The sequence below is a fragment of the Rhizobium sp. ZW T2_16 genome (assembly GCF_044987325.1).
Taxonomy (GTDB): domain Bacteria; phylum Pseudomonadota; class Alphaproteobacteria; order Rhizobiales; family Rhizobiaceae; genus Neorhizobium; species Neorhizobium cellulosilyticum.
In genome coordinates, this window is the sequence record NZ_JBJDRG010000002.1 from 254113 (window position 1) to 278725 (window position 24613).

Sequence of the window (24613 nt, forward strand, 5' to 3'; positions counted from 1 at the left end):
TGATTACTATCCGCTTTTACATGGAATAAGCTCAAGTCTCTTGTCGTGCCGTTCCCGACGGTCCGGATTATCTGCGGGTTCCGGGTGACGGTAGCCCAAAGCCCGTTCCGCTTCCAATGTCGAAACTCTGGCTGTAGGTTGATAGTTGAATGCGCCGTGGCGTCCGAAGGACTCGATCCCGAACTGTCTCAGTCGATCGATTTGCCGGGCAGCTTCCGCCGGCGCGCCGTGCGTATAGATCGGATAGGCGTTTTTAAGAACCTGGCCGCCCTCCAGCTTCAGGTCGCCGTTAAATATGGCGTTGTTGGCAACATGCGCCCTGAATTCCGCTTCGGCAAGTTCAATGCTGGTGATCGTGTCGTTGCTGACGACCTCGACAGCGAAATATTCGCGGCCGTCATTGCGGCCATAGAAATCGGAATAGATCGTCAGCCGCTTCCATGCTGCTTCATAGGAGAAGTTGTAAAGGATGGATTGGGTGAACCCGCGATCGCCCGAGAAGCTGAAATAGAGACTGATAAGCGTGATTGTCTCCAGCGACTTTTCCTGTTCCAGCCCGCAAAGTCGAAGCATGATGTTGATCGGCATGGTCGAGATCACTCGCGCAGCCGCTATTGTCTTGCCTTGTGCTGGCGTTACGATGAACTGTTCATCGTCCTTGGCCACCTTGGATATCGGCGTGCCAAGCCTGAAGGTGACCCCGTTTTCGATGAGGCCTTTCTTGGCTGGCTCGTAAAGGACCGCATAGCCTTCCTTCGGTCTTGCCAGCTGCTTGTTCTTTAGATGCGGCAATTTCCTCTGGCGCATTTTCCGGAGCAAGCCTCGCAGCGACGAGTGCTCCTTGATCCACATCATGCGCTTTTCGGCCAGTTCCAGGTCGATATGTTCGGGTGGAACGCCGTAAAAGCGCGCCATATAGTTTTCCAGCCCCGAACGCTTGAGGAGGTAGCCGCCGATCCAGAACCTGGCGAAATCCTTGGCGTTGCGCAGCCGACGGCGCCAGATCCGCGCATGGATGATGGAGAGGACAATTCGGCAGATGCCAACCGGCCCGGCGCCAAGGATGTCATCGACGATCGAAATCGGGTAGCGCGTAATCTGCCTCTGAGGATTGAGCCTTCCCCAAGTCGGATGGACATGAACGTAATGTTCGAGCAGTTCCGGAAAATGCTTGAGGAGTGGAGAGTCATCCTGAAAGATCAGGCTGCCGATGTCGAAGGTGAAGCCATTGGCCGACCAGTCGATGTGGTTCCCGCCAATGTGTTGATATTCGTCGATAATCGCAATGCGCGCGCTGTTTTGTCGAAGGAGTACCGATGCAGCAACGAGGCCGGTTATGCCCGCGCCCAGGATGATTGCATCATAGACGTCAGCCTCAGATGCCGTTTCCGACTGCAACTTGTAAGAATCAAGCATCGATTCTCCCTCATAGTTGGCTAGGAGGCTAACAATACTTTCAATAAATATCACATACATCAAATCCGCACTATAATTACTGGCGTGTCAATGCAGGAAATGCACAATAAGTTTGGATTTAATAATTCATAATTCACGACGTATTTCGAGATATCTTTGATTTCAGTATAGATTATCGCCTGTTTGTGTGTATCGTTGATTTAGTCGAAAGGTCTGTTTGCGCTCTTTATCGGCATTGTCGGCATTTATCGATCGGAAATGCTCAGCTTCGGCTAGGTTGAATTCGCGTTTATGACGTCCTCTGTGCCGGTTCGTCACGTCGGACGGAAGGACGTTTTCCAGATAAGTGAGCCTTATTCTCGAAGGCTTGCTGACGGTCTCTTTTGTTTGAGGGTTGGGTCGTCCATGCTTGCATTTGCCACGCTAAGAGGCGCATCCTGGCTGATCTTCTCGCGCCTGTTCGGCCGCGTTGTCGACTTTGTCAATCTTCTCATCCTGGCGCGCCTGCTCGTGCCTGCCGATTTCGGCGTCACTGCTTTGGCCATGGCGCTGGTGCTGATTATCGACAGTATATTGGAGGTGCCGGTTACCCAGGCGCTCGTGCGCCTTCCCACGATAGACAAGCAGCATCTGGATACGGGCTTCACGCTTGCCGTTCTGCGAGGCATCGCTGTTGCCGCACTCACAATCGGCTGCGCGTGGCCATATTCCTGGATCAATGGTGATCCGGAACTGGTACCCGTTGTCTGTATTCTGGCGATCGGCACGGTGGTCAAGGGGCTCTACAGTCCGGCAATGGTCTACTTCGCCCGCAATATCGATTTCCGTCCGACCTTTATTGCCGAGACGACCAGTAAGGTCTGCGGCCTGATCGCCGCTATCGTCATCGTTTATACGGAGGGCGGTTATTGGGCGCTGGTCGCCAACTATGTCGTCGCGGCAAGCGTCACGACAATGATGTCATATGTTTTTGCTCGCTATCGCCCCGCTTTCTCTCTTCGGCGTCTTGGCGATTTTGCCGGCTTCATGGGTTGGTTCACCGCCTCGCAGGTCGTGTCTGCACTGAATTGGCAATATGACCGGCTGATGATCGGCGCCTATGTTCCGAAAGCTTTGCTCGGCCGCTATACGGTGGCGAATGACGTTTCGTTGATACCGACGCAAAGCTTTATCGGCCCGGCTTTGCAGCCTCTGATGTCTGCATTTTCGAAGATGAGTTCGGACCGGGCAAGGGTCGGCCAGGCATTTCTGAAGGCAATCCGTATCGCCATGCTGATGTGCGTGCCTGCCACGCTCGGCATCGCTCTGACCGCGGATCTGGTCACTAATCTTCTGCTCGGGCCGAAATGGGCTGAGGCTGCGCCTTATCTGGCCTTGCTGTCCATCTCCATGCTGCCGGTGCCCTATTTTCAGACGCTGATTTCTCTTAGTCTTGCCCTTGATCGTCCAGATCTTCTGTTTCGGATAAATCTGATCGATTTCATCCTCCGCACGATCGCTGTCACGACCGGTTTCTATTTCTTTTCGATCGAGGGCGTTATCTACGCAAGGCTTCTGATGGCCGCCGTAATGGGGGCCTATTACGTGTTTCAGCTGCGGCAGCTCCTCAATCTCGGGTTCCGGCGGCAGATCCGGAATCTGTGGAAGGTTGCGGTGGCCGGCGCCGTGATGGTCGTTGCCGTCTATTGGTTGCGAATGCAGTTCGCCGGTCTGGAAATCCCCGATTTCCTTGAGATGCTCCTGATTGCAGGTTTCGGCGCGGCAGCTTACGGCGTAACGCTGCTGGCTCTGGGCTTGAGGCTTAAGCTCGGCGGTGGCCGCTTTGAGCTGTTTGACGCACGCTGACGTCGTCACGTGCTCAAGGGCAAGGCTTCCGGCTCTGGCGTCTGATGGGTGTCTGGCTGCCAAAGCAGTCGCAGCGGAAGCGGGATGGCCATCAATATCTGTCGGATGATGGATAACCTGACCCAATTGTCTGGATGATATTTTTATTACTGTCGAGTTCTTCTTTAAAGCTTAACAATAAATAAAAACTCTTGCTCGCTCCGTTAATTTATGTTTTGCTTGGGTCATCACGTGAAATTGCCAGCATTCGAGTATCCTTAGTATTTCAATGTGAGATCCATTTGCGGCTCTCACAGAGCGGGTGGCGTGTTTTACTATGAAAGCTGTAATTTTGGCGGGAGGTCTTGGAACAAGACTTTCCGAGGAGACGTCGACTGTACCAAAGCCTTTGGTTGAGATAGGCGGACAGCCAATTCTCTGGCACATCATGAAGATATACGCCGCTCATGGCGTGAAAGACTTCATCGTGTGCTGCGGTTACAAGGGACATCTGATCAAGAAGTTCTTTGAAGACCTGCGTATGCGTGGATCGAGCGTGACTTTCGATCTTGCAACATCGGAAGTTACCTATCTCGACCCGCCTTGCGAAGATTGGCGCGTCACGTTGGCGGATACGGGCGCAGATACGATGACCGGCGGCAGGCTTGCCCGGGTTCGGCATCTTCTCGGCAACGAGCCGTTTTTCATGACCTATGGCGATGGCGTCGGTGACATAGACCTGACCGCGCTTCTGAAATTCCACAAGGACCACGGCAAAAGCGCAACCGTGACTGCCGTGCAGCCGGTCGGCCGGTTCGGTGCCATGTATCTGGAAGACGAGGATCCGCGCGTCCAGTCCTTCAATGAGAAGCCAGAGAATGGCGGGACCTGGATCAGCGGCGGTTTCTTCGTCCTCAACCCGTCCGTGCTCGGGCTGATCGAAGGCGATGAGGTGATGTGGGAGAGAGGTCCCATGGACGAGTTGGCCAAGCAGGGCGAGCTTATGGCTTATCGCCATCGTGGCTTCTGGCACCCGATGGATACGCTGCGGGACAAGACGGTGCTTAACGAGATGTGGGCATCCCGTTCGGCTGAGTGGAAAGTCTGGTAGCCGCAGGCTTGAGGAGGCGTCATGAACTTCACCTCTCTCGGCGGCTCGGATGCGAAACTTATCGATCTGAAGGTTCACGGCGATAGCCGCGGCAGTTTTGCCCGCACATGGTGCACGAAGCTTTTTGATGATGCCGGTGTCGTGTTCACGCCCATTCAGGGAAATACGTCCCTGACGAAAACGCGCGGCGCTGTTCGCGGCATGCATTTTCAAAGGGCACCGCATGCTGATGCCAAGGTCGTCCGCTGCAGTCATGGGCGTATCCATGACGTGATCGTCGACCTTCGCGAGGGATCGAAGACATTGGGAGAGAGCTTCCATGTCGAACTCGGTGCCGACGATGGAAGGATGCTGTTCATTCCGGCCGGTTTTGCACACGGGTTTCAGGCGCTGAGCGAGGACGCGATCGTAGAATACCTGATGGGTGATGCCTATTACCCGGAACTTTATGACGGAGCGCGTTACGATGACCCGCTTCTGTCGATCGAATGGCCGGAGCCGGTGACGGAAATCTCCGACAAGGATCGGGAATGGCCTGATCTTCTGGCGAGAATGCCCTGGCTCCAACGGAGCGCCGCATGATGCTGGATGGTGTGTTCAAGACTGCAGGCAATGACGACGGTGGCATCCTGCCGCCGCTCGACGTGATGTCCTTGCTTCGCACCCTGTTTCCGTTGCCACGCAGCCTGACGGGGAATGGCGTGCGCGCGACGCTGCAGGCATTGAAGCAGCATATCCCGCTCGATATCCACGAAGTTGCCACCGGCACGCAGGTCTTCGACTGGGACGTGCCGCGCGAATGGAATATCCGGGCAGCGTCGATCAAGGCGCTCGATGGCCGTGTGCTCGTCGATTTTGCCGATAACAATCTGCATGTCGTCGGTTACAGCGTGCCCGTCCGCGGCACGTTCACCCGCGAGCAGCTGGCCGCGCATATCCACACGCTGCCAGACCAGCCGGAGGCCATCCCATACCGCACCTCCTATTACGCCGAGAACTGGGGCTTCTGCTTGCCGCATTCGCTCTGGCAGACGATGCAGGACGAGGCCTACGAGGTCGAGATCGATAGCGCGCTGGCCGATGGCGCGCTGACCTATGGCGAGTTCCTCATTCCCGGCGAGACAGATCAGGAGATCCTGATCTCCGTGCATGTCTGCCACCCGAGCCTCGCCAACGACAACCTGTCCGGCATCGTCGTTGCCACTGCGCTCGCAAGACATTTCCTGGCGCAGCCGAAGCGCCGCTTCGGCATCCGCTTCCTCTTCCTGCCGGCCACCATCGGCGCGATCACCTGGCTGGCGCAGAACGAGGATCATCTCGACCGCATCGCCCACGGCCTTGTCCTGACCTGCATCGGTGACGATGGACCGTTCCATTACAAGAAGACTGTCGACGGCGCGGTGGTCGATCTCGCGGCCGAGCATGTGTTGCGGCATAGCGGGCATGCGTTCGGAATGCTTGAATTCTCGCCTTATGGATACGACGAGCGGCAATACGGCTCCCCTGGTATCGTCCTTCCGGTTGGCTGCCTGATGCGTTCCATCCACGGCACTTTTCCGGAATATCACACCTCGCTCGACAATTGCGACTTCGTCACATCGGAGGCGCTCGACCAGTCTTTCCACCTTCTGGTGGATCTCATCGAGCTGCTTCAGCGGAATGCCACCTATCGCCGCGTCGACGGCAGGGGCGAACCACAACTCGGGCGGCGCGGGCTTTATCGCGCCATAGCCGGGCAGAAGGAAGCAGGCGGGGCCTCGCAGATGGACCTGCTCTGGGTCCTGAACCAGTGCGACGGAAACCGCTCGCTTCTCGATATCGCGGAACGCGCCAAGGCGCCGTTTTCCAGAATACGTGCAGCCGCAGATCTATGTTTGAACGCTGAATTAATCACGGAGGTTCGGCCATGACTATCGCAAGCATTCAGGTGGAAGCATCAACGCCGAAGTCCGGCCGTATCACAGCCTGCAGGTCCTGCGGCGGAAATCATCTCGATACGATCCTTGATCTCGGCAATCAGCCGCTTGCAAACGCGCTGCTCGAACCCGAACAGCTCGGCGTTCTGGAGCCGCTGTTTCCGCTGGAAGTGGTGCTCTGCCAGGAATGCGGCCTCTTGCAGGTCAGCGAGGATGTGCCGCCGGAAATCCTTTTTGGCCAGGATTATCCGTATTTCTCGTCCTTCATTCCGGCCCTTCTTGCCCATAGCCGCGAACACGCACTCGATCTAATCGCGGAACGGGGTCTGGGAGCCGACAATCTTGTCGTCGAGATTGCCAGCAATGACGGTTATCTTTTGAAGAATTTCGTCGAGCACGGCATTCCGGTCCTCGGCATCGATCCTGCTGGCGGCCCGGCCAAGGCGGCGATCGAGATCGGCGTGCCGACGGTCATCGATTTCTTCGGCAAGGACGTGGCAACGAAGCTGGTTGCCGAAGGCAAGCGTGCGTCGGTCATGCTGGCCAATAACGTGCTCGCCCATGTCAACGACATCAACTATTTCGTCGAAGGTTTCGCCATTCTGCTGGCCGATGACGGCATTGCCGAATTCGAATTCCCTTACGTCAAGGATCTGATCGAAACCTGCGCTTTCGACACGATCTACCACGAGCATTTCTTCTATTATTCGCTGGCAGCCCTCGAACCGCTGATGGGCCGTCATGGGCTTTATCTCAACGATGCCAAGAAACTCGATATCCATGGCGGCTCGCTGCGTCTGCGGGTCTCCAAGACCGAGGGCAAGTCCGAACGGCTGCAGAAGATGCAGGCGGAAGAAGATGCGATGGGCCTGACCGGCTTCGATTGCTACCGTGATTTCGGCCTGCGCGTTTCCGGCATCCGGGATGACTTGCGGAAGATGCTCGGTGCCTTCCGTGAAGAAGGCAAGACAATCGCCGCCTATGGCGCGGCCGCCAAGGGCGCGACGCTTCTGAACTATGCCGATCTGCCAGCCGGTACGATCTCCTATGTCGTGGACCGCAACACCCACAAGGTAGGCAAGTTCATGCCCGGCGTCCGCTTGCCGATCCGGCCGGTCGAGGAGCTGGTTACCGCGCCGACCGATTATCTGCTCATCCTGCCCTGGAATTTTGCCGAGGAGATCGTCGCCCAGCAGGCTGATTACAAGAAGAAGGGCGGAACCTTCCTCAAAGCCATTCCCTATCCTCAGGAGATCGAGGTGGGCTGATGTCTGACGCCAACAAAGTCCGTAACCTCGTCTTCGCACGCGTCGGCCGCCTGTCGCTGCATCGCAACTGGCTGGTCGAGCCGAAGGCGTCGCGAAACTGGGATCTGCAGCTGAGCACTTATGACGAGCAGCAGTCGGATCTCGATGACGGAGACTTTCCCCTCTCCGTCGACACCGGCACGAAATGGGATAGCGCCTGTCGCTACCTGCGGGCCAATCCCGATCTGCTTGACCGCTACGACTACATCATGTTTCCCGATGACGACCTGCTGTTCGAGCCGAATGGCCTGTCGAACCTGTTCGACCTCATGACGTCGAACGATCTGGATATAGGCCAGCCATCACTCCTCCCGTCGAGCCATATTTCCTATCCGGTCACGGCGCATTGCCCCGGTTTCACGCTGCGATATTCGAATTATGTCGAACCGATGTGCCCGATTATCCGCACGGATTATCTGCGCACGCTCCTTCCCATCCTTGCCCGTTGGCCAACCGGCTGGGGGCTGGATGATATCTGGACCATGATGATGGCAAAACCGGCCTATCGCGCCGCCTTCATCGATGCCTCGCCGATCCTGCACACGAGGCCGCTTTATACCGGCGCCGTCTACAAAACCTTCGAGAGACTGGGCATGAACCCGGAGGGCGACCTGAGGGAGGTCAGAAGCACGTTCCGGGGCGTGCCGCAGCCGAAACTGATCTATGGCGGCATAACTGATGGCAGCCGCAAGGTCAGCCATCTCGCCGCCAATATTCGCAATGGCCTGCATCTCCTGCGCGCCGCAAGCGCAATGCGCAAACCGCGCGAAGCCAGAAGGGCGGGTTACGGCATGCTGATACGCACGGTCACCCAGATCGGCTACCGGCCGGTGCAGCTTGAAAAGGTGGTCGGGGCGAGCCCCGCCGTCACCGTTCTTTCGACAACCACAACCACAAGATAGAGGCGGTTCGTATATGCGTATCCTAATCACCGGAAATATGGGTTATGTCGGCCCGGTCGTGGCAGCACATTTTCGCTCGGTCTGGCCGGACGCGGAGCTTATCGGGTTCGATACCGGTTATTTTGCCCAATGCCTGACGCTGCCTGATGAATTTCCCGAGCGTGTGCTCGACAAACAGGTATTCGGCGATGTCCGTGACTTTCCGGTGGAATTGCTCGAAGGCGTGGATGCGGTCGTACATCTTGCAGCGCTTTCCAACGATCCGATCGGTGCCCGTTTCGAAAAGCAGACGGAAGGCATCAATTACCGCGCCAGCGTCGATATCGCCACGGCAGCCGCTGAGGCAGGTGTGAAAAGCTTCGTCTTTGCCTCCAGCTGCAGCGTCTACGGCTTTGCCGAGGGTGGGCCACGCAAGGAAAACGACACGCTGACACCGCTGACCGCCTATGCAAGGTCCAAGATCGCCACCGAACAGGCGCTGGAACAGCTGGAAGCGCCGGACATGGCGATTACCTGCCTGCGTTTCGCCACCGCATGCGGCCAGTCCCCGCGGTTGAGACTGGATCTGGTGCTGAACGATTTCGTCGCGACGGCCCTTTCGACCGGCGAGATCAAGGTCCTGAGCGACGGCACGCCCTGGCGCCCGCTGATCGATGTCAAGGACATGGCGCGCGCCATGGAATGGGCAATCAAGCGCGATAGCGACAATGGCGGCCGCTTCGTGTCGATCAATGCCGGCCGCAACGAGAACAATTACCAGGTCTTCCAGCTTGCCGAGGCCGTCGCCCAGGCGATCCCCGGAACGCGCGTTTCGATCAACAAGGACGCACTGCCGGATCTGCGTTCCTATCAGGTGGATTTCACCCGCTATGCCAAGGCAGCCCCGGACCACCAGCCGGCTGTCTCCCTGTCTGAATCGATCACGCGGTTGGTCGACGGTCTAACGAGTGCAAAACAGGCGGGACGTGAAGTCATTCCGGCTGCTGCCAAGCGACTGACCACGCTTGAACGCCTCATGGATGCGGGACGTCTGTCCGACGATGTTCGCTGGGTAAACTGAAGCGCCGAGACCAAAAGAGACGAGTGGTGATAAGGGAACGATGATGGAGCATCAGGGATATGCGATCTTGGGCAGCGGAATGGCCGGGTTCGGCGCTGCCAACGTTCTGTTTGCCAATGGCATACGGGCCAGGATCTACGACAAGCGCTCCAGGCCTGGCGGCCTGACCTCGAGCTTCGGCAATGGTGACGGCTTCGTCTTCGACGAGGGCGTGCATATCTCGTTCACGAAAAATCCCCGCGTGAAGGATCTGTTTGCTGAATCGACCGGCCAGAAATTCGAGGTCGGCAATGTCTATTGCAACAACTACTGGCAGGGGCACTGGATAAAGCATCCCGCCCAGGTCAACCTTCACGGCCTGCCGGCCGAGCTGGTGGTCAATTGCATCAAGGATTTCATCGAGGCGCGCCAGATCGAAAACCCGAAGATCACCAATTACGAAGACTGGCTGCTGGCCGCCTTCGGCAAGACCTTCGCCGAAACCTTCCCGGCAGTTTACACTCGCAAGTATCACACCACGGATGCCAGCAACATGTCGACGGACTGGCTGGGGCCGCGTCTCTATCGCCCCAATCTGGAAGAGGTGCTGCGCGGCGCGCTGGAACACGAGCCGCTCGACGTTTTTTACGTCAATGAGTTCCGTTATCCGACGGAAGGCGGCTTCGAATCCTTCATCAGCGGCTTTTACGACAAGGCCGAAGTGCTCTGCGACCACGAGATCGCGGCGATCGACACGAAGGAAAAGCAGCTGACATTCAAGGACGGTACGACGCATGACTTCAAGAAGCTGATTTCGTCCCTGCCTCTCCCGATCGTCATTCCGCTGATCAAGGGTGTGCCTGATGATGTTCGCGAAGCTGCAGCGAAGCTCGCCTGCACCCAGGTCGTTGTCGTCAATATCGGGCTCAATCGCCCAATCGAGACCAAGCCACAATGGTCCTATTTCTACGATGAGGACATCCCGTTCGCGCGCGTCAGCTACCGAGGCAATCTGTCGAAGAAAAGCGTTCCCGATGGCTGTGGGGCTCTGCAGGCGGAAATCTACTTCAGCGAAAAATACCGGCCGCTAACCGGCAGCCCGGACGAGTGGATCGAACCGGCCATCGATGCGCTGATCAAGTCCGGCATCGTGCAGTCGCGCGCCGAGATCATTCACAAGAGCGCAATCATGCTGCCCTTTGGCAACGTGATCTTCGATCTTGACCGAAAAGCTGCCGTCGAAACCGTGCATGCCTATCTCGACGAGGTGGGCATCGAATATTGCGGCCGCTTCGGCCAGTGGGGCTATATCTGGACCGACGCCGCCTTCCTGAGCGGTGAACGAGCCGCACGTGCAGCGCTCGGGCTCACCGGCACTGTCGAGGAGTAGAGCAATTCGCTTCAAGGTGGGAACCGGTTTTACGGCCGGAATTGCGTCAGAACAGGGAGATGGAGCGATCTCGCGTTTTGAGGAAACGCGGAAACGCACTCGCTCGACGGCGCGCCAAACGCACTTAACCACAACGGCGGGGTTGCTGCGATGAGTATCCCGCCCGTTGGTGTTTTCACACTTATCGTCGGCATCCTCTGCCTGATATCCGGTTATCGCGCCACAGCGATTGCCTTCGGCGTGATGACCATATTCGGCGGAGCGGCTGCGGTGATGATCGGCGGGGCAGGCATTCAGCCCGGCCATCTCTTCGTCGGCTTCCTGGCGCTCGCAACGCTCTCCTACCGTGAGAAGATGAAGGTCGCACTCAACGCGCTGGCCTTTCCGCAACCTGCTTTCTGGCTTCTCTGCCTTCTGACCTATGGCGTGCTTGCAGGGTTTTTCGCTCCGAGGCTGTGGGCGGAGACGATGAACATCATTCCGCTCGGCTCGTCGGAATATCCCGAGACCGGCGGCGCGGTGCCGCTCGGTCCGGTTTCCAGCAATCTCACCCAGGCCATCTACAACACCGCCAATATTGTGACCTTCGTCATGATCGTTGCGATGGCCTCTACCATGGCAGGGTTTCGCGCGGCGACCGGTACCGTCTTGGCCTTCTCTTCCGCCAACCTGCTCTTCGGCATTGCCGATCTCGTCACCTACGGAACCCCGATCCAGGAACTCTTCAGCTATATCCGCAACGCACCTTATGCGTTCCATGACGAGGCGATTGTCGCCGGCGTCAAGCGCGTTGTCGGTTCCTGGCCGGAAGCCTCCACATTCGCCGGTGTCAGCCTGGGCGTGGTGGGTTTTGCCGGAACGATGCGCATTTGCGGGCGCTACAGCAAATTGACAGGTTTTCTCTTCCTGCTGACATCGATCATGGTGATCAGGTCCACTTCGTCTGCAGGCCTGTTCGGTCTGCCGGTCTGCCTCGCAATCCTTTACATGACCTGCTTTTTCCGCTGCGGCGGCCAGTCCGGCACGCGGATCAGTGGCGGCGTCGTCCTTTTCGCGCCGATCATCCTCGTCCTCATCGGCATGATGATCGTTATGAACGAGGATCTTTTCCGCCAGCTTTATGCCTATTTTGATCTTCTGCTGTTCAGCAAGGCGAACTCTGCATCCGGCATCGAACGGGGCATGTGGAATGCCTATGGCTGGAGCAATTTTATCAACTCTTATGGCCTCGGCGTCGGGCTGGGCACATCCCGCACATCGAGCTTCATTATTGCGCTTCTTTCCAATGTTGGCATTCCGGGTGTGATTTTCTTCGGCCTGTTCTTTTTGTCTGCCTTTTACACCAGGCGAGGAACGCCACGGACATTCGACAGTGATGTCCGGCTTGCCGGCCGCAACGGCTGCCTTTGTCTTCTCATCGGCGCTTCGGTATCGGGATCAACTGTGGATACCGGGCTTTTGTTTTTCGTCATGGCAGGGCTTGCGACAGCGGTGCCGGCCGAAGAGCGTGAGACGTCTTTCGCGCCGGTGCCTGCTCACGCATAGACCTTCACATAGTCCACTCGCATCGATGTTTCCTTGTGTTCGGGAAGCAAGGGGTCCGGGTAAGGCACATCCGCACGCAGCGCGAGGGTCACGAGCGGCCAGAAGAGATCGTTATTGGCCTTGATTTCAGCAGCGCGCCCGATCGGCCAGACGGTCGGCCGGCCGCTCGCGGGATCGATCACCGGCTCACGTTCGAAATACGGCCTGCATTCGCTCTCGGTCACCAGCATCCCGTATCGACAATATTGCGTCGTCATGTCGACCGGTGTCCTGACGCCGACTTCGGCGTGCCGTTCTCCCGGCTGGCCCCATTCGTGCAGGTAGGCACCGTAATTCGTCGGCTCGAACCCCTTCTGCTCGACAACATCGATCTCGATGCTGGTTTTCGGGAAAAGAATGCTGCGGCCATTCATCAGCCAGAAGGCGGGCCATGTGAGCGGATGTTTGGGAAAGATCATCCGGGTCTCGAAGTAGCCGGTCCGCCATCCCTTGAGAATTGTCCCGTCTCCGCGGGCAGTCTGAAGATTGCCGGAAATCCATTGCTTCTGCGGGTCCCCGTTGCCGTAATAATGCGGCACGGACATTTGCCGTCCGATATATTTTGCCGAAATCTGCAGCGCCTTGCCGTTTGCCGTCGCGTCGTCGTCGACGATTGCGTAAGGATTGAAGCCCTCCTCGCCGGTGCTGCGGGCAAAGGCGGAATTGCCGTAAAAGCCCGGATCGAATGTCGTGGCTTTCCGCCCGGCTTCCCAGATCGTCCAGTCGATCGTTCGGAATTGCTCGTCAAAGATCAGGCGGCGTCCGCTGGTCGGGTCACTTGCTGCCAGCGCCCGGCCACCCAGCATCACCCCGGCCCCTGCCAGTACCGATGCCTTGACGAATGTTCTACGCGGCAGCTTCGACATGTCCGATCCTATCTTCAAGGAAATTGAGTGTGTCCTGGCAGGTCAGCGGCTCTGGGATGATCGCTTGGATATATCCGTTTTTATTATCCGTATTTCCCGATGTTCGTGAAAGGGAGGTGAATGCTCCATAGATTGATCATCGGTTATTCAGTGTTTCTGTATGTATTGATAGGTTAGACTAGCGATAGACACGGCGTCCATCGAAAATAAACGTCGATACGTATATTTGATTGTCGTATGAAGACTTAGTATATCCCAGGCGCATGGGATGGAATTCGATTGCGAAATTTGAATATTTGCTTCGAATAGGCCGAAATTATCCGCATCCGGCCCGAACACGCCTTCGGCTATCTGCCGCGCCGGTCAGGGGTGTTGCTGATCGTGAAGATATTTGGTGCCAGATTCCAGCTCCGAATGCCGGTGCTTGGCTTTATGTGCCCGGCTATGGGCCACGTAGCATACGAAATGAGAGGCAATATAACCAGCGCCAAGCGCAGTGCTCAGCATCATGATCCATATGAAGGTAGATGCTAATGAAAGTCCCGACAGGACTGCGGTCAAGAGATAGACAATCGCAACAAACACGGAAAGTATAGTAAAGACAACGACATGAAGCCAGATTCCACAAACGGCGCCAATGGCGACAGAAAGGATCAGGACCCAAATAGCCATTCATTACTCAATTTTAATTAGGATTCTCTAATATTAATATCGCATGTCTAGGCGTGTTCGATCAAGCCCCGAGCGCTGCCGTGGCGAGTTTTCCTCTCTATTAGGGTTGATGCCGGTTATTGCGAGGCGCCCCCGTTTTGCGTCACCGCATTTTGTTGAGGCTCGACACGAATGACGTCGCCGGGCTGAACGGCATCGTCGTCCTTGACCACGAATGTCTCTGTCGCGCCGTTGATCGTGCGGCTGATTTTCGTGATCGTACGCGGGCGGCCTTCGGCATTCAGCGCGGATAGGGCCGCCGGCACGCGCATCTCGATATTCAGGAGCAGTGCCTGCGAGGTTCTCATCTTCTCGTCATTGGCTGCAAGCTTGTCTCTGAGCTCTGATGCTTCCATCAGTGCGGATGCCTTGAACTTCTCCACGACGGCCAATGCATCCTGGTCGAGTTTCGTCAGATCCTGCTGAGTAGTCAAAAGTGCAAGCGATACGTCGAGATTGCGGCTCTCGAGATCCGCGAGATTCTGGTTCGCGCCAAGCTGGCGTGATGACACGGTCAGCCCTTGTGATACCAGCTTGTTGACCGAGCTCAGATCCTTGTTGGCGAGATCGATCTGCTTCGTCAGCGACGCTTCCTTCTGCTTAAGTCCTTCGATCTGGTTCTTGGCAAGAACCTTGGACTGTTCCAGCGCGGTAAGATCGGAATCCATAGAGCGCAGGCGGCTGTCCAGAAGCGCCTGCTCGTTTCGCATCACCTGCATCACGGCGGTCTGGGACGAGCGCTCCGTCAGTTCGCGCGGAAAGCTGATCTTGACGTTCTTCGCCAGCATGGCATCCACGCGGGCTTGTCTCGCCAGCAGGCCAAGCCGCTCTGCTTCGAGCTCCCGCATCGTGCCCTGGTTCACAAGGGCCTCGCGCTGAACCTCCATGACCCTAGGATCAACGCTTCCGCTTCCTCCAGCCATGCTGAGCGCCTGGGTTACGGTAAGGCCGGGGAGGAAATTGAACTTGCCGGGTGTCCCAACTGCGCCGGTAACGAAAAATGGCCGGTAGCTGGAGATTTCGATCGATGCATTCGGCCGTTTCTGAAGACCGATCTGGGCCTGAAGTTGCTCGCCGATGATCTCGGAAACTTCCTCTGGTGTCTTGCCGGCAACCGGAATTGTACCCACGATCGGCAGTGAAAGCGTTCCGGAGGCCGAAACCGTAAATTCTCCCGTCAGCGGCACCCACTCATATGCGATACCCGCACTCGGCCGCCATTCGAAAACGCGGATCTTCAACACGTCGAGCGGACCGAGAAGATATGTGGCTGCAAGGGCTTGCCCGATGGTCGATACGAGCATGCCCGAGGCAAGCGCAACTATCCAAGCGCCTGCGGAGAAGGAAAAGAATGCTTTGCGGTTACGGCGGCAGGAGGAATTGGTATGCGTCACGTTCCCTATGCTCCTTCGGCTATTTCACCTGTGTCATGCTATCTGTGCGGGTCTCACGGCCGGCGGCGGCTCCGTGCCGAGGGCCTTGTACGCAAAGTTACTGAACTTCCTGATGAACACAGGTGTTGCGAAATCTGCAGCGCGTGTCACTGCATCGGCCGGATCGAAGTCCATGCGCTCCAGCCGATCAATTGCGTCGATAAGCGTCTCGACGGTTTGATCCTTGAAGAATACGCCTGTCCTTCCATCGATGACCGTCTCGGTTGCTCCACCGCGCCCAAATGCGATCACAGGACGACCGCTCGCCATGGCTTCCAGTGGGACTATACCAAAATCTTCCTCACCCGGAAAGATCAGGGCTCTGCACCGTGCATAGTGATACTTCAGCACGTCGAAGGATTGTGAGCCCATGATCGTCACTGTCGGGCCGGCTATCTTGCGAAGATAGTCCAGCATCTCGCCGCCGCCGATGACGACGAGTTTTTTCTTCATCAGATTGAAGGCCTCTACAGCCAGATCCGGCCTCTTGTAGCCGACGAGTTCGCCCACCATCAGATAGTAGTCGCCGACCTCCTGCATGGGCACCGGGCGGAAAGCCTGAGTGTCGACAGGCGGGTGGATGACATCCGCATCCCTGCGATAATAGCTTCTGATCCGGTTGGCGACTGTGACCGAGTTGGCGGCGAAATGATCAACCCGGCTCGCCGTTCCGATATCCCACGCCCGGAGGCGATGCGCGAGCGGCGGCATCATCAGCCGCGTCATTATACCTGACTTCCGATAGTATTCGTGATACATATTCCAGACGTATCGCATCGGAGAATGACAATAGCAGATGTGAACGGCCGGAGAATTCGGAATAACGCCCTTGGCAGGGCCGGATTCGCTACTGATGACGAGATCATATTGACTTAAGTCCAGCTGCTCCAGCGCCATCGGCATCAGGGGAAGGTACTTTTTATACATACGCTTTGCATACGGCAAAGAATTGATGAACGTCGGGTAAATTGTATGTGAATTGATCGCAGCTGATATGGAAGCCTTGTCATATACATGTGTGTAAATGTCAGCTTGAGGGTAAATCTTGCAGATCGCCTCAAGGACTTTCTCGCCGCCTCGCATTCCGACGAGCCAATAGTGGATAATTGCCACACGCATGAACCACCTCACGAGAATCGTTATATTCTATAAATCGTATTAGTTCCGAGAGTTCTGAGGATAAACCTGTAATTTCGGTTGTTCCAAAGAAGAACTAAGGGAGAACGGTCCGGAAAGTTTCACTAAAGACTTTCTGGAGTTTCTAACATTTTTCAATAGACTACAGTCAATAAATATATTGTCAAACTTTTAAGCATTTGTTAGCAATGATTAACAGTGCTACGCAGTGCATGCAAATCGACTGACCTTTAATCACATCTGCTGATATGGAGTGCGTCAATGCGTGACGTCAATGTAAACGCCGGCGAAAGTGGCATTCAGCGATTATTTGTTTTCGACAAATTCAAGTTAAGGCTGTCTCCTAGGCTATCTTTATTTGCAAAGCGTGCTTTAGATATTCTTTTGTCTCTGACAGCTTTGTTTGTTCTTGTGCCATTAATATTTATAACATCTCTCGTATTGCTGCTGATCCAAGGAAGGCCAATCTTCATAGCTCATAGCAGGATTGGGCGAGGCGGGGGCATGTTCCCATGTCTTAAGTTTCGCACCATGGTCAACAATAACGAAGCGTTGCTTGAAAAATACTTGGCGGATAATCCTGCGGAGCAGGCGGAATGGGCGGCCACGCGCAAGCTGAAGAACGATCCGCGCATCACGCCGTTCGGCGCTTTTCTGCGCAAGAGCAGCATCGACGAGATTCCCCAGCTCGTGAACGTCGTTCTTGGCCATATGAGCATTGTCGGTCCTCGCCCGATCGTTCCCAGCGAGACGGTTTATTATGGCCAGAACTACGCCGATTATATTCGCGTGCGTCCGGGTCTGACAGGATTGTGGCAGGTTAGCGGGCGAAGCGATGCAGATTATGTCAAGCGCGTGCAGCTCGATGCGCTGTATGTCGCCAATCGCAGTCTTGTCGGCGATCTGGTGATTATGGCCAAGACCATACCCGCCGTGTTGAATGCGCGTGGAAGCTATTGAGGAGTAATGCCTTTTGGCATTGCGGGCATCATTCGAGCGCTGGTTGGGTCTGGTAATATATCGTCGAAAAATCGGGGTGTATTCCCTTCTGGATTAACTATTTCAACTCTTCAGTGCTGAAACTTGAATTTATCGTGCTATTGTTATTGAAGTATCCGGTATTTTTACTGGAATAGGATTTCAACAATAGTTTCTGTGGCAGGGAAGGCGTTGGAATTTATCGATGGGCCTGAAGGATAGTTTCGCAGTCAACGGCCGCTTTCTGACCCAGACGCCAACCGGCGTGCAGCGCTACGCCTTGAATGTGCTGAAGGCCCTCGATGAGGCAAGCGGTGGCGGGGCGGTCGCTTCGCTTCTTGTTCCTTCCGGCGCTGCCGATCCAGGTCTGAACGCCTTTTCGCGGATTGAAGTCGCCAGCCGCCTCAACGGCCATGCGTGGGAACAATGCGTTCTGCCTTGGAAATGGCGTGGCCCCTTGCTCAATCTCTGCAATACGGCTCCTGTCGCCAAGAAGAACCAGATCGTCTGTATCCATGACGGCAACGTTTTTGCAGCGCCTGACAGCTACAGTCTGGCGTTCCGGACGGCCTACAAGTCCATCCAGCCGGTGCTCGCCAGACGGGCGATGCGGATCGCGACGGTTTCGCATGCCTCGGCGCGCCAGCTTGCCCGCTACCTGCCGATAGAGGCAAAGGATATCGCCGTCCTGCCGAACGGCTACGAACATGTCCTGCAATGGAATGCCGACGCGGCCACCATCGCGCCGGGGATCGTTCAGGCGATCGCAGCGCGGTCTCGCCGGTATGTTTTTGCGCTTGGATCCCGCGCCAGGCACAAGAACCTGGCGCTTCTGTCCAAGATTGCCGCGGAACTGGATAGGCTTGGAATAGATATTGTCATTGCCGGGGGGGATTTCGGTATTTTCAGCGAAAGCGCGGCGGGGCAGCACGACAATGTCATAATGGCCGGTCGGGTTTCCGATGACGACATCGCCTATTTTCTGAAACGTGCCCTGTGTCTTGCCTTTCCCTCCCTGAATGAGGGTTTCGGCTTGCCCGTCGTGGAGGCGATGGCACTGGGATGCCCGGTCATATCGTCTTACCATTCGAGCATGGCCGAAGTCTGTGGCGATGCCGCGCTGATGGCTTCGCCCTTCGACCCGGCTCAATGGATAGCTTATGTCGAGGCCCTGAGGAACTCGGCTTCGCTGATGGACGACCTGCGTGCGAAGGGTTTCGTCCAGATGCAGAAATTCTCCTGGCGTGAGACCGCTGCAGGATATTGCGAACTGCTTGACGAGCCGACGGTCCGCCTGGCGCCTCCTGCGCCGGCAGCGCCGCCCATTGCCAGGGTTGCTGTCGCCATCGCCACCCGCGGTCGTCCGGCAGTCGTGTCGCAGACCGTCCGTCACCTTCTGGAAACGCAGACATTGGCGCCCGAGCGGGTAATCCTTTCCTGCGTGGATAGCAGTGATGCTGGAGATCTTGCCGATGATGATCGTGTAGAGGTGCTCACCGGGAAGGCGGGCTTGCCGGCCCAGCGCAACAACGCTCTGGATCATTTGCCAACGGGAATTGACGTTCTCGTGTTTCTGGACGACGATTTCGTTGCCGACCCGAACTGGCTTGCCACCGCGGCGCGCGCCTTTGCGGACGAAAGCAGTGTGGTGGGCTTTACCGGGCGTGTGGTCGCCGATGGTATCAAGGGGCCGGGCATACCCTTTACTGAGGCAGTCAAGCTTGTCGAAGAGGCCCCTGCGACTGAGGGATCGGTCTGGGAGCGTCCCTTCAGCCCCTACGGCTGCAACATGGCGTACAGAGTATCGGCGATAGGCGATAATCGCTTCGACGAGCGTCTCGTTCTTTATGGCTGGCTGGAGGATCGCGACTTTGGTGCATCGCTGGCGAAAAAGGGCGGGGACCTGGTCAAATGCGCCGAAGCCTATGGTGTTCACATGGGAGTGAAGGTCGGCCGGGTCAGTGGCCAGCGCTTGGGATATTCGCAGGTAATAAACCCCGTTTATCTACGTCGGAAGGGAACGATGACGACCAAACAGGCGATCGGCCAGATCTGGCGCAACATGTCGATGAATTTCGCAAAGTCCGTGGCCCCGGAACCGTTTATCGACCGGCGTGGCAGGGTAAAGGGAAATCTAGCAGCCTTGGCTGATCTTCTGTGCGGTAAAATCAACCCGGAAAGAGCGGCCTCTCTGGATGTTCCGCCCACCAAACTCGAGCGCCTTGGCGGAGGTGCCGCACGATGACTTTTGACAGACCTGGTCCCGTCGAGCGAGCGTCGCGCATCTGGCCTATAGATAACGTGGCAAAGGATAACAGGGTCGATGGCCCTGTCATGTTCCTTAAACTGGTTTTTGTCATAGCGTGGCGATACAAGCTTCGCCTGCTTGCCTGCATGTTTTCAGGTGTCATTGCCGCAGCGCTTTACGCGCATTCTCTGCCGCGCACCTATGATGCGACAGCCACGATCTTGCTCGAACCGCGCCAGTTCGCCAATGCCAGCTCGATATTGCAGCAGGGGCTTGATCTGAACAGCGCCGAAAGTGAACTGCAGATCATTCTCTCGGAGCGGCTTCTCTCGGCAGTTTTCGAAAGCCTGAAATTGTATGAAAGCCCGGAGCTTGCGCCCCAGCCTGTGAGCTTGCTCAAGTCGGCCATTACCGGCCCGATCGAGTGGGTCCGGTCGACTTTCTCGGGACAGCCCGCGGAAAATAACGCCACCACGCTCACCCAAAGCCCGGAAGAAAATCTCAAGCGTGTTGCCTTCGCCAACTTCGTTGAGAGAGTGTCCGCACGCCGCGTCGGCCAGTCCTATGTTGTTGCGGTCGGTTATTGGTCCACGGACCCAACCCAGCCCGCGCGTGTCGCCAATGCCATCATCTCCGGTTACATCCTGCAATCCGTCACCTCGAAGGAACAGGTTGCCAGCGCCGGAACGGAAACCCTGCAGGGGCGACTTGATGCATTATCCGCCCAGATCGCGACGGCCACGCAGGCGATGAAGGAAGGCACGCTGCCAAAGGCCGCGACACCGGATGCCGATGCCAAGATCACTGGCGCCGCACTTCCCCCTCTTGCTCCGTCAAGTCCAAAAACCTCTCTTATCGTGGCATTCGGCGGCGTGCTGGGATTGTTTTTCGGTATGGCTGCGCTGGCCATGAGCATTGCTTTCGATCGCAAGGTCCGCAGTCCCAAGGATCTGGAAACTGAAACCACGATGCCTTGCATGGCTCAGATACCGGAGGTCGGGGGCCGATTGCAGCTTGCGACGCGGGTCGGGGCCGGACAGCGGATGCGGCGCCACGCGGCGGCCATCCGTGATCTGCGTACCTTGATCGATATCTCCTATACCCACAAGAAGGCCGACAAGAACGCCGTGATCGCGCTGGCGGGCTATTCCCGTGACGCGGGCGGATCGGCGCTCGCGCTCAACCTTGCAGATATGCTCAATCGCAGCGGACGTCCCGCAACCGTGTTCTGGTGCGGTGAACAGACCAGAGGCGTATCGGGCGGCCCGCTCGCATCGCTTGCAGATGCCGCAATTTCGGAAGCGGATATCGCGGAGATAACTTTCGAGCAGCGGGATGGGATTGCAATTTTGCCGGTTCTCTCCCGTGATGCGGTGACCAATATCTATTCCAATTTCCGTCACCCGCGCATCCGCGAGATCATTGAAGCGGCGCGTCAGAAAGGTGATGTTATTATCGATCTTCCTGAATTGGATAGTTCGTTGGACGCCCTGGCTCTTGCGTCTCAAGCCGATGTCGTTGTCCTCGTGACGCGATGGGGTCGCACGACGCGTGAAGCCGTCAAGAGCGCCGAGCAGCAGCTGCGCAGGGCCGGAGCCAATCTTGTCGGTTATATCATCAACAGGCAACGGTCATGACCGACGACATTGCCTTGAAAACGCTTGAGTCTATGGTAGCGGGTCAGGGCAAAAACATTTCCATGGATACGCGGGGTGCCGGCTCTCCCAAATTGGCGGTCATCGTTACCTGCTGGAATTATGCCGATTATGTCACCGATGCCATTGAAAGCGTTTTGAGGCAGGGTCGCCGGGATTGTGAACTGGTCGTCATCGATGACGGATCGACAGATAATTCCTGGGACGAAATATGCCGAACTGGCGTCCGGGCGTACCATATCGAAAATGCGGGGCAAAGGCTCGCCTGCCTTCGCGGGCTACAGGAGACGACGGCCCCTTTCGTCCTGTTTCTCGATGCCGATGACGAATTGTTGCCCGGCGCGCTGACGGAAGTCCTCTGGCACCTCGACAAGGATGTGGCGAAACTTCAGTTCCCGCTGCTGAGGATGGATGCGCGGCGGCGGATCATGAGCGGTCCCGTCCCACCGCTTTCCGATTTTCGTGAGAGGGAACTGCTCGTCCGGGAAGTTCTGAAGACCGGATACTACACAAGCCCTCCGACATCCGGAAATGTGTTTCGCAGGGATGTCTGCCAACTGATAGAAGGAGCGGATTACGAACGCGCTGTCGATGGCGTCATCCTGTTCGTGGCTCCTTTCATGGGTGACATCATAAGTCTTTCGAGGCCGCTCGGCCTTTACCGGGTGCATGACCGTAATGATTCTGGTTTCAGCAGTGAATTGAACCCGATCCCGCTCAAGCGCGAGGCGGAGCGTTTCGAGCACCGGCTGGAGCATCTTCGCTCGCTTCTTGATAAGACAGGTCTCGGATCCCGCCTGGTGACCGCCAATCGCGCCTATTTTCATCAGGAACGCAGCTTCTATCTGGCCATCGCAAACAGCGCACGTGTCGGGCTGCGCCAACTGCTGTTTCTGCTGTCGCTTTTGTGGACCTATCCGTATTCCGCCAAGGTCAAACTGTCGATGACAGTCTTTTTTGCGCTAACCTTCATGCTTTCATCCGAACGGGCAAAGCGCGTCATCAATTATCGCCTGCAGGCGCACAGCAGGTCCGCCATGGGACTTATCAGGGCAATTTTCCGGCGTTAGCCATCGACGTTTCACTCGCGGGCCCGGGCAACCGGGAAAACCGTGAAGAGAAGCATTCCGACAAACAGAAGCCCTGTCGATGTCGTGATAAGAAAGGGCATGTCCAGCCCGGTGTCTCCGTGCTGTACGTAAAATCCTTCGCGGAATAGCACGACGACCTGGGTAATCGGATTGGCAAGGAGCACGTCCGAGAACGGATGCGGCATATGCGACGGCACGTAGAACACGCCCGATAGCAGGAAAAGCGGCCGCATGACGATGTCGAAGATCTTCTGGTAAAGCGGAAACTTGAAGAACAGCACGGTGTTGCCGAGTGCCACCCCGAGCGCCATGATCCAGGCAAAGGCGATCGCCTCGACGATATAGGCCCACTGGATGGTAACCGGCTGGTTCGTCGTCCACAAAGCCGCGTAGAGAATGATCCAGGTCACCACGCAGGACGTCATTGCCTGCAGGATGAACCGCGAAATCACCGCATCGAATGGCGATACTTTCGGGTAGCTCATCAGAGCCTTGTTACCGCTGATCGCCGAGACGAGATAACCTTCCATGCCTTTGTACATGCTGAAGGCGAGGTAGCCCGTGGCATAAAACAGGGTGAAGCTCGTTCCGAGCGCCGGCAGTCTTCCCAGTGACCCCAGAAGCAGCGACATCAGCCCGATGAAGGCAACCGGCTCCAGCAGGGCCCACACATAACCACCCGGGCTCCTGCCGTATCGGGTCGCAATTTCACGGATCACGAAAGCAGTGACGATGCGGATATGGGTGGTCAGGTAGTTCAAGGACGTGCCTCGTCTGCAGGCGAATGGATGGCCGGCGGTGCGGGTTTCCGGACCGCCGGGATACCGTCAGTGTCGGTCGCGGATATTATAGAAGACCATCACGGCAACACCCCAAAGCAGTAAGCCCGCCAGTGTGACCAGGATCGGGTTCAGCAGGCGATGCGGATATTGTGCCATCTGCGACAGGGTCGGTTTGATGAAGACCGCAAGATAACGCTGTTTCGCCCCCGCTTCTACACGGGCCTTTTCGAGAGAGGCGAGCGAAGCCGTATAGGCGCGCTCGGCAAACTCGTTCTGTGTCTGGATTGATTCATAAAGCGCGATACGACCGGCAACATCGGTTGCCTGACCTGTCGAGCGACCGCCTTTTCCGGAAACGCCGCTACCGAAGCGCTGGCGTTCCTTTGCAATCTGGTCTTCCAGGCTGGAGATCTGCGAACGGATGAGGCGCACGCGCGGAGTGTTGCTGCCCATTTGGGTCAGTGCTGTCGAAAGCTCGGTCTTGAGCTTGACCAGTTGTTCTTCGAGCGAGCCGATCAACTGGGCCGCGAGCTTTGCGCCTTCGACCGGGTCGGCTTCCTGCGAGGCGTCGCGATAGCTTCTAAGCGACGCGCGGGTCTGGGTTAGGCGGTCTTCGGCAGTCTGAACCTCGTCCCGTGCCGTCTTGAGCACTTCGTTGCGGGCCGTCAGCGACAGGTCGTTGATCAGCTTTTCGCTCTGGGCGATGACGAAATCGGCAACCTTCTGCGACATTTCCGGGCTGAATGCCTTCACCTGCAGGTCCATAATGCCCGAGGTCTGGTCGAAATTCACGGTCACCATGTTGCGCCAATAGGCCAGCCTGTCTTCGATCGGCATATCCGGGCTGATACCATAGAAGAAATCCATGCCCTGGCGTGCAAATACCGCATCAAGGCCAAAGGCCTCGTCGACCATCTGAACCATCCGCTCGCTCAGGATGAAGTCGACCAGTACGTAGGAATCGGAAAGCGTGCTGCCGGATGAACTTTGCGAGAACATGCCGAGCAGGTCGCTCGACGGTGCGGCTTCGATGCTGCGCACGGAGAAGGACGAGAAGCTGTGATACTGGTCGGCCGCGATGAAGGCCATGTAACCGGTGCTGACGACTGAAGGCACTGCGACCAGGGCGAGAAAACCGCCAACGATCGCCATATGCCGCGTTTTCAGTGCTGACAGCCAACCCCGCTTGGCAGGTTCCGGCGATGCGGGGTCTATCGTGATCT

At 56.8% G+C, this 24613-nt stretch carries 20 protein-coding genes; 13 read left to right on the top strand and 7 right to left on the bottom strand.

From position 1 onward, the window contains the following. Nucleotides 1–6: 6 nt before the first annotated feature. On the bottom strand, nt 7–1416 hold the full coding sequence (locus ACI3K0_RS06710) for an FAD-dependent oxidoreductase (protein WP_404945145.1): 1410 nt from the start codon (nt 1414–1416) through the stop codon (nt 7–9). A 405-nt stretch (nt 1417–1821) separates the two neighbouring features. On the opposite strand from ACI3K0_RS06710, the gene ACI3K0_RS06715 reads away from it, so the two are divergent. The 9 genes from ACI3K0_RS06715 (at nt 1822) to ACI3K0_RS06755 (ending at nt 12450) form a co-directional block, all read left to right on the top strand. Beyond that, complete coding sequence (locus tag ACI3K0_RS06715; protein WP_404945146.1) at nt 1822–3261, top strand: lipopolysaccharide biosynthesis protein; 1440 nt, start codon at nt 1822–1824, stop codon at nt 3259–3261. Nucleotides 3262–3577: 316 nt separating this feature from the next. After that, nucleotides 3578–4351, top strand: a complete 774-nt coding sequence (gene rfbF / locus ACI3K0_RS06720) for a glucose-1-phosphate cytidylyltransferase (protein WP_148144048.1) — start codon at nt 3578–3580, stop codon at nt 4349–4351. Between the two features lie 21 nt (nt 4352–4372). Then, nucleotides 4373–4933 carry a dTDP-4-dehydrorhamnose 3,5-epimerase family protein gene (locus ACI3K0_RS06725; protein ID WP_148144047.1) on the top strand — a complete coding sequence of 187 codons (561 nt, stop codon included), beginning with the start codon at nt 4373–4375 and terminating at the stop codon, nt 4931–4933. Then, nucleotides 4933–6261: a DUF4910 domain-containing protein gene (locus tag ACI3K0_RS06730; RefSeq protein WP_183824072.1), complete on the top strand. Its 1329-nt coding sequence runs from the start codon at nt 4933–4935 to the stop codon at nt 6259–6261. Before ACI3K0_RS06725 ends, ACI3K0_RS06730 begins: the two co-directional genes overlap by 1 nt. Further along, nucleotides 6258–7535 carry a class I SAM-dependent methyltransferase gene (locus tag ACI3K0_RS06735; RefSeq protein ID WP_183822898.1) on the top strand — a complete coding sequence of 426 codons (1278 nt, stop codon included), beginning with the start codon at nt 6258–6260 and terminating at the stop codon, nt 7533–7535. The genes ACI3K0_RS06730 and ACI3K0_RS06735 overlap by 4 nt, the downstream gene beginning before the upstream one ends. After that, on the top strand, nt 7535–8476 hold the full coding sequence (locus ACI3K0_RS06740) for a DUF707 domain-containing protein (protein WP_183822896.1): 942 nt from the start codon (nt 7535–7537) through the stop codon (nt 8474–8476). The genes ACI3K0_RS06735 and ACI3K0_RS06740 overlap by 1 nt, the downstream gene beginning before the upstream one ends. A gap of 13 nt (nt 8477–8489) precedes the next feature. Continuing rightward, nucleotides 8490–9536 carry an NAD(P)-dependent oxidoreductase gene (locus tag ACI3K0_RS06745; protein ID WP_148144044.1) on the top strand — a complete coding sequence of 349 codons (1047 nt, stop codon included), beginning with the start codon at nt 8490–8492 and terminating at the stop codon, nt 9534–9536. A gap of 40 nt (nt 9537–9576) precedes the next feature. After that, nucleotides 9577–10905, top strand: coding sequence for a protoporphyrinogen/coproporphyrinogen oxidase (locus ACI3K0_RS06750; protein WP_404945147.1), 1329 nt, complete (start codon nt 9577–9579; stop codon nt 10903–10905). A 150-nt stretch (nt 10906–11055) separates the two neighbouring features. Continuing rightward, a complete protein-coding gene (locus tag ACI3K0_RS06755) occupies nt 11056–12450 on the top strand; it encodes a hypothetical protein (protein ID WP_183822892.1) in 1395 nt (464 codons plus the stop codon). Here ACI3K0_RS06755 and ACI3K0_RS06760 read toward each other — a convergent pair. From ACI3K0_RS06760 to ACI3K0_RS06775, 4 genes are all read right to left on the bottom strand, one after another. Then, nucleotides 12441–13355: a family 16 glycosylhydrolase gene (locus tag ACI3K0_RS06760; protein ID WP_183822890.1), complete on the bottom strand. Its 915-nt coding sequence runs from the start codon at nt 13353–13355 to the stop codon at nt 12441–12443. The genes ACI3K0_RS06755 and ACI3K0_RS06760 overlap by 10 nt on opposite strands. Nucleotides 13356–13718: 363 nt before the next feature. Beyond that, nucleotides 13719–14027 carry a hypothetical protein gene (locus ACI3K0_RS06765; RefSeq protein WP_404945148.1) on the bottom strand — a complete coding sequence of 103 codons (309 nt, stop codon included), beginning with the start codon at nt 14025–14027 and terminating at the stop codon, nt 13719–13721. Between the two features lie 116 nt (nt 14028–14143). After that, the gene (locus ACI3K0_RS06770; RefSeq protein ID WP_343062393.1) at nt 14144–15460 is read right to left on the bottom strand and encodes a polysaccharide biosynthesis/export family protein; all 1317 of its coding nucleotides are present in this window, start codon (nt 15458–15460) and stop codon (nt 14144–14146) included. Nucleotides 15461–15493: 33 nt separating this feature from the next. Beyond that, complete coding sequence (locus tag ACI3K0_RS06775) at nt 15494–16618, bottom strand: glycosyltransferase (protein WP_183684982.1); 1125 nt, start codon at nt 16616–16618, stop codon at nt 15494–15496. 279 nt (nt 16619–16897) lie between these two features. On the opposite strand from ACI3K0_RS06775, the gene ACI3K0_RS06780 reads away from it, so the two are divergent. From ACI3K0_RS06780 to ACI3K0_RS06795, 4 genes are all read left to right on the top strand, one after another. Beyond that, nucleotides 16898–17596: a sugar transferase gene (locus tag ACI3K0_RS06780; protein WP_183822886.1), complete on the top strand. Its 699-nt coding sequence runs from the start codon at nt 16898–16900 to the stop codon at nt 17594–17596. Between the two features lie 223 nt (nt 17597–17819). Further along, complete coding sequence (locus tag ACI3K0_RS06785; protein WP_183822884.1) at nt 17820–19859, top strand: glycosyltransferase; 2040 nt, start codon at nt 17820–17822, stop codon at nt 19857–19859. Then, nucleotides 19856–21499, top strand: coding sequence for a Wzz/FepE/Etk N-terminal domain-containing protein (locus ACI3K0_RS06790; RefSeq protein WP_183822882.1), 1644 nt, complete (start codon nt 19856–19858; stop codon nt 21497–21499). The genes ACI3K0_RS06785 and ACI3K0_RS06790 overlap by 4 nt, the downstream gene beginning before the upstream one ends. Then, nucleotides 21496–22587, top strand: a complete 1092-nt coding sequence (locus ACI3K0_RS06795; protein WP_286194162.1) for a glycosyltransferase family A protein — start codon at nt 21496–21498, stop codon at nt 22585–22587. The genes ACI3K0_RS06790 and ACI3K0_RS06795 overlap by 4 nt, the downstream gene beginning before the upstream one ends. A gap of 11 nt (nt 22588–22598) precedes the next feature. Here ACI3K0_RS06795 and ACI3K0_RS06800 read toward each other — a convergent pair whose 3' ends face one another. Further along, a complete protein-coding gene (locus ACI3K0_RS06800) occupies nt 22599–23369 on the bottom strand; it encodes an ABC transporter permease (protein ID WP_183822880.1) in 771 nt (256 codons plus the stop codon). A 66-nt stretch (nt 23370–23435) separates the two neighbouring features. Then, nucleotides 23436–24542 (bottom strand): RkpR, polysaccharide export protein, encoded by a 1107-nt coding sequence (locus ACI3K0_RS06805; RefSeq protein ID WP_183822878.1) that lies wholly within the window; start codon nt 24540–24542, stop codon nt 23436–23438. Nucleotides 24543–24613 lie beyond the last annotated feature (71 nt).

What these genes read in the sequence shown, in the direction of transcription:
- ACI3K0_RS06785 (WP_183822884.1), top strand. Translation starts at nt 17,820, where the DNA reads ATGGGCCTGAAGGATAGTTTCGCAGTCAACGGCCGCTTTCTGACCCAG.
- ACI3K0_RS06730 (WP_183824072.1), top strand. Translation starts at nt 4,933, where the DNA reads ATGCTGGATGGTGTGTTCAAGACTGCAGGCAATGACGACGGTGGCATC.
- ACI3K0_RS06805 (WP_183822878.1), bottom strand. Translation starts at nt 24,542, where the DNA reads ATGGCGATCGTTGGCGGTTTTCTCGCCCTGGTCGCAGTGCCTTCAGTC.
- ACI3K0_RS06745 (WP_148144044.1), top strand. Translation starts at nt 8,490, where the DNA reads ATGCGTATCCTAATCACCGGAAATATGGGTTATGTCGGCCCGGTCGTG.
- ACI3K0_RS06715 (WP_404945146.1), top strand. Translation starts at nt 1,822, where the DNA reads ATGCTTGCATTTGCCACGCTAAGAGGCGCATCCTGGCTGATCTTCTCG.
- ACI3K0_RS06710 (WP_404945145.1), bottom strand. Translation starts at nt 1,416, where the DNA reads ATGCTTGATTCTTACAAGTTGCAGTCGGAAACGGCATCTGAGGCTGAC.
- ACI3K0_RS06725 (WP_148144047.1), top strand. Translation starts at nt 4,373, where the DNA reads ATGAACTTCACCTCTCTCGGCGGCTCGGATGCGAAACTTATCGATCTG.
- ACI3K0_RS06765 (WP_404945148.1), bottom strand. Translation starts at nt 14,027, where the DNA reads ATGGCTATTTGGGTCCTGATCCTTTCTGTCGCCATTGGCGCCGTTTGT.
- ACI3K0_RS06750 (WP_404945147.1), top strand. Translation starts at nt 9,577, where the DNA reads ATGATGGAGCATCAGGGATATGCGATCTTGGGCAGCGGAATGGCCGGG.
- rfbF (WP_148144048.1), top strand. Translation starts at nt 3,578, where the DNA reads ATGAAAGCTGTAATTTTGGCGGGAGGTCTTGGAACAAGACTTTCCGAG.
- ACI3K0_RS06780 (WP_183822886.1), top strand. Translation starts at nt 16,898, where the DNA reads ATGCGTGACGTCAATGTAAACGCCGGCGAAAGTGGCATTCAGCGATTA.
- ACI3K0_RS06795 (WP_286194162.1), top strand. Translation starts at nt 21,496, where the DNA reads ATGACCGACGACATTGCCTTGAAAACGCTTGAGTCTATGGTAGCGGGT.
- ACI3K0_RS06790 (WP_183822882.1), top strand. Translation starts at nt 19,856, where the DNA reads ATGACTTTTGACAGACCTGGTCCCGTCGAGCGAGCGTCGCGCATCTGG.
- ACI3K0_RS06735 (WP_183822898.1), top strand. Translation starts at nt 6,258, where the DNA reads ATGACTATCGCAAGCATTCAGGTGGAAGCATCAACGCCGAAGTCCGGC.
- ACI3K0_RS06775 (WP_183684982.1), bottom strand. Translation starts at nt 16,618, where the DNA reads ATGCGTGTGGCAATTATCCACTATTGGCTCGTCGGAATGCGAGGCGGC.
- ACI3K0_RS06755 (WP_183822892.1), top strand. Translation starts at nt 11,056, where the DNA reads ATGAGTATCCCGCCCGTTGGTGTTTTCACACTTATCGTCGGCATCCTC.
- ACI3K0_RS06760 (WP_183822890.1), bottom strand. Translation starts at nt 13,355, where the DNA reads ATGTCGAAGCTGCCGCGTAGAACATTCGTCAAGGCATCGGTACTGGCA.
- ACI3K0_RS06740 (WP_183822896.1), top strand. Translation starts at nt 7,535, where the DNA reads ATGTCTGACGCCAACAAAGTCCGTAACCTCGTCTTCGCACGCGTCGGC.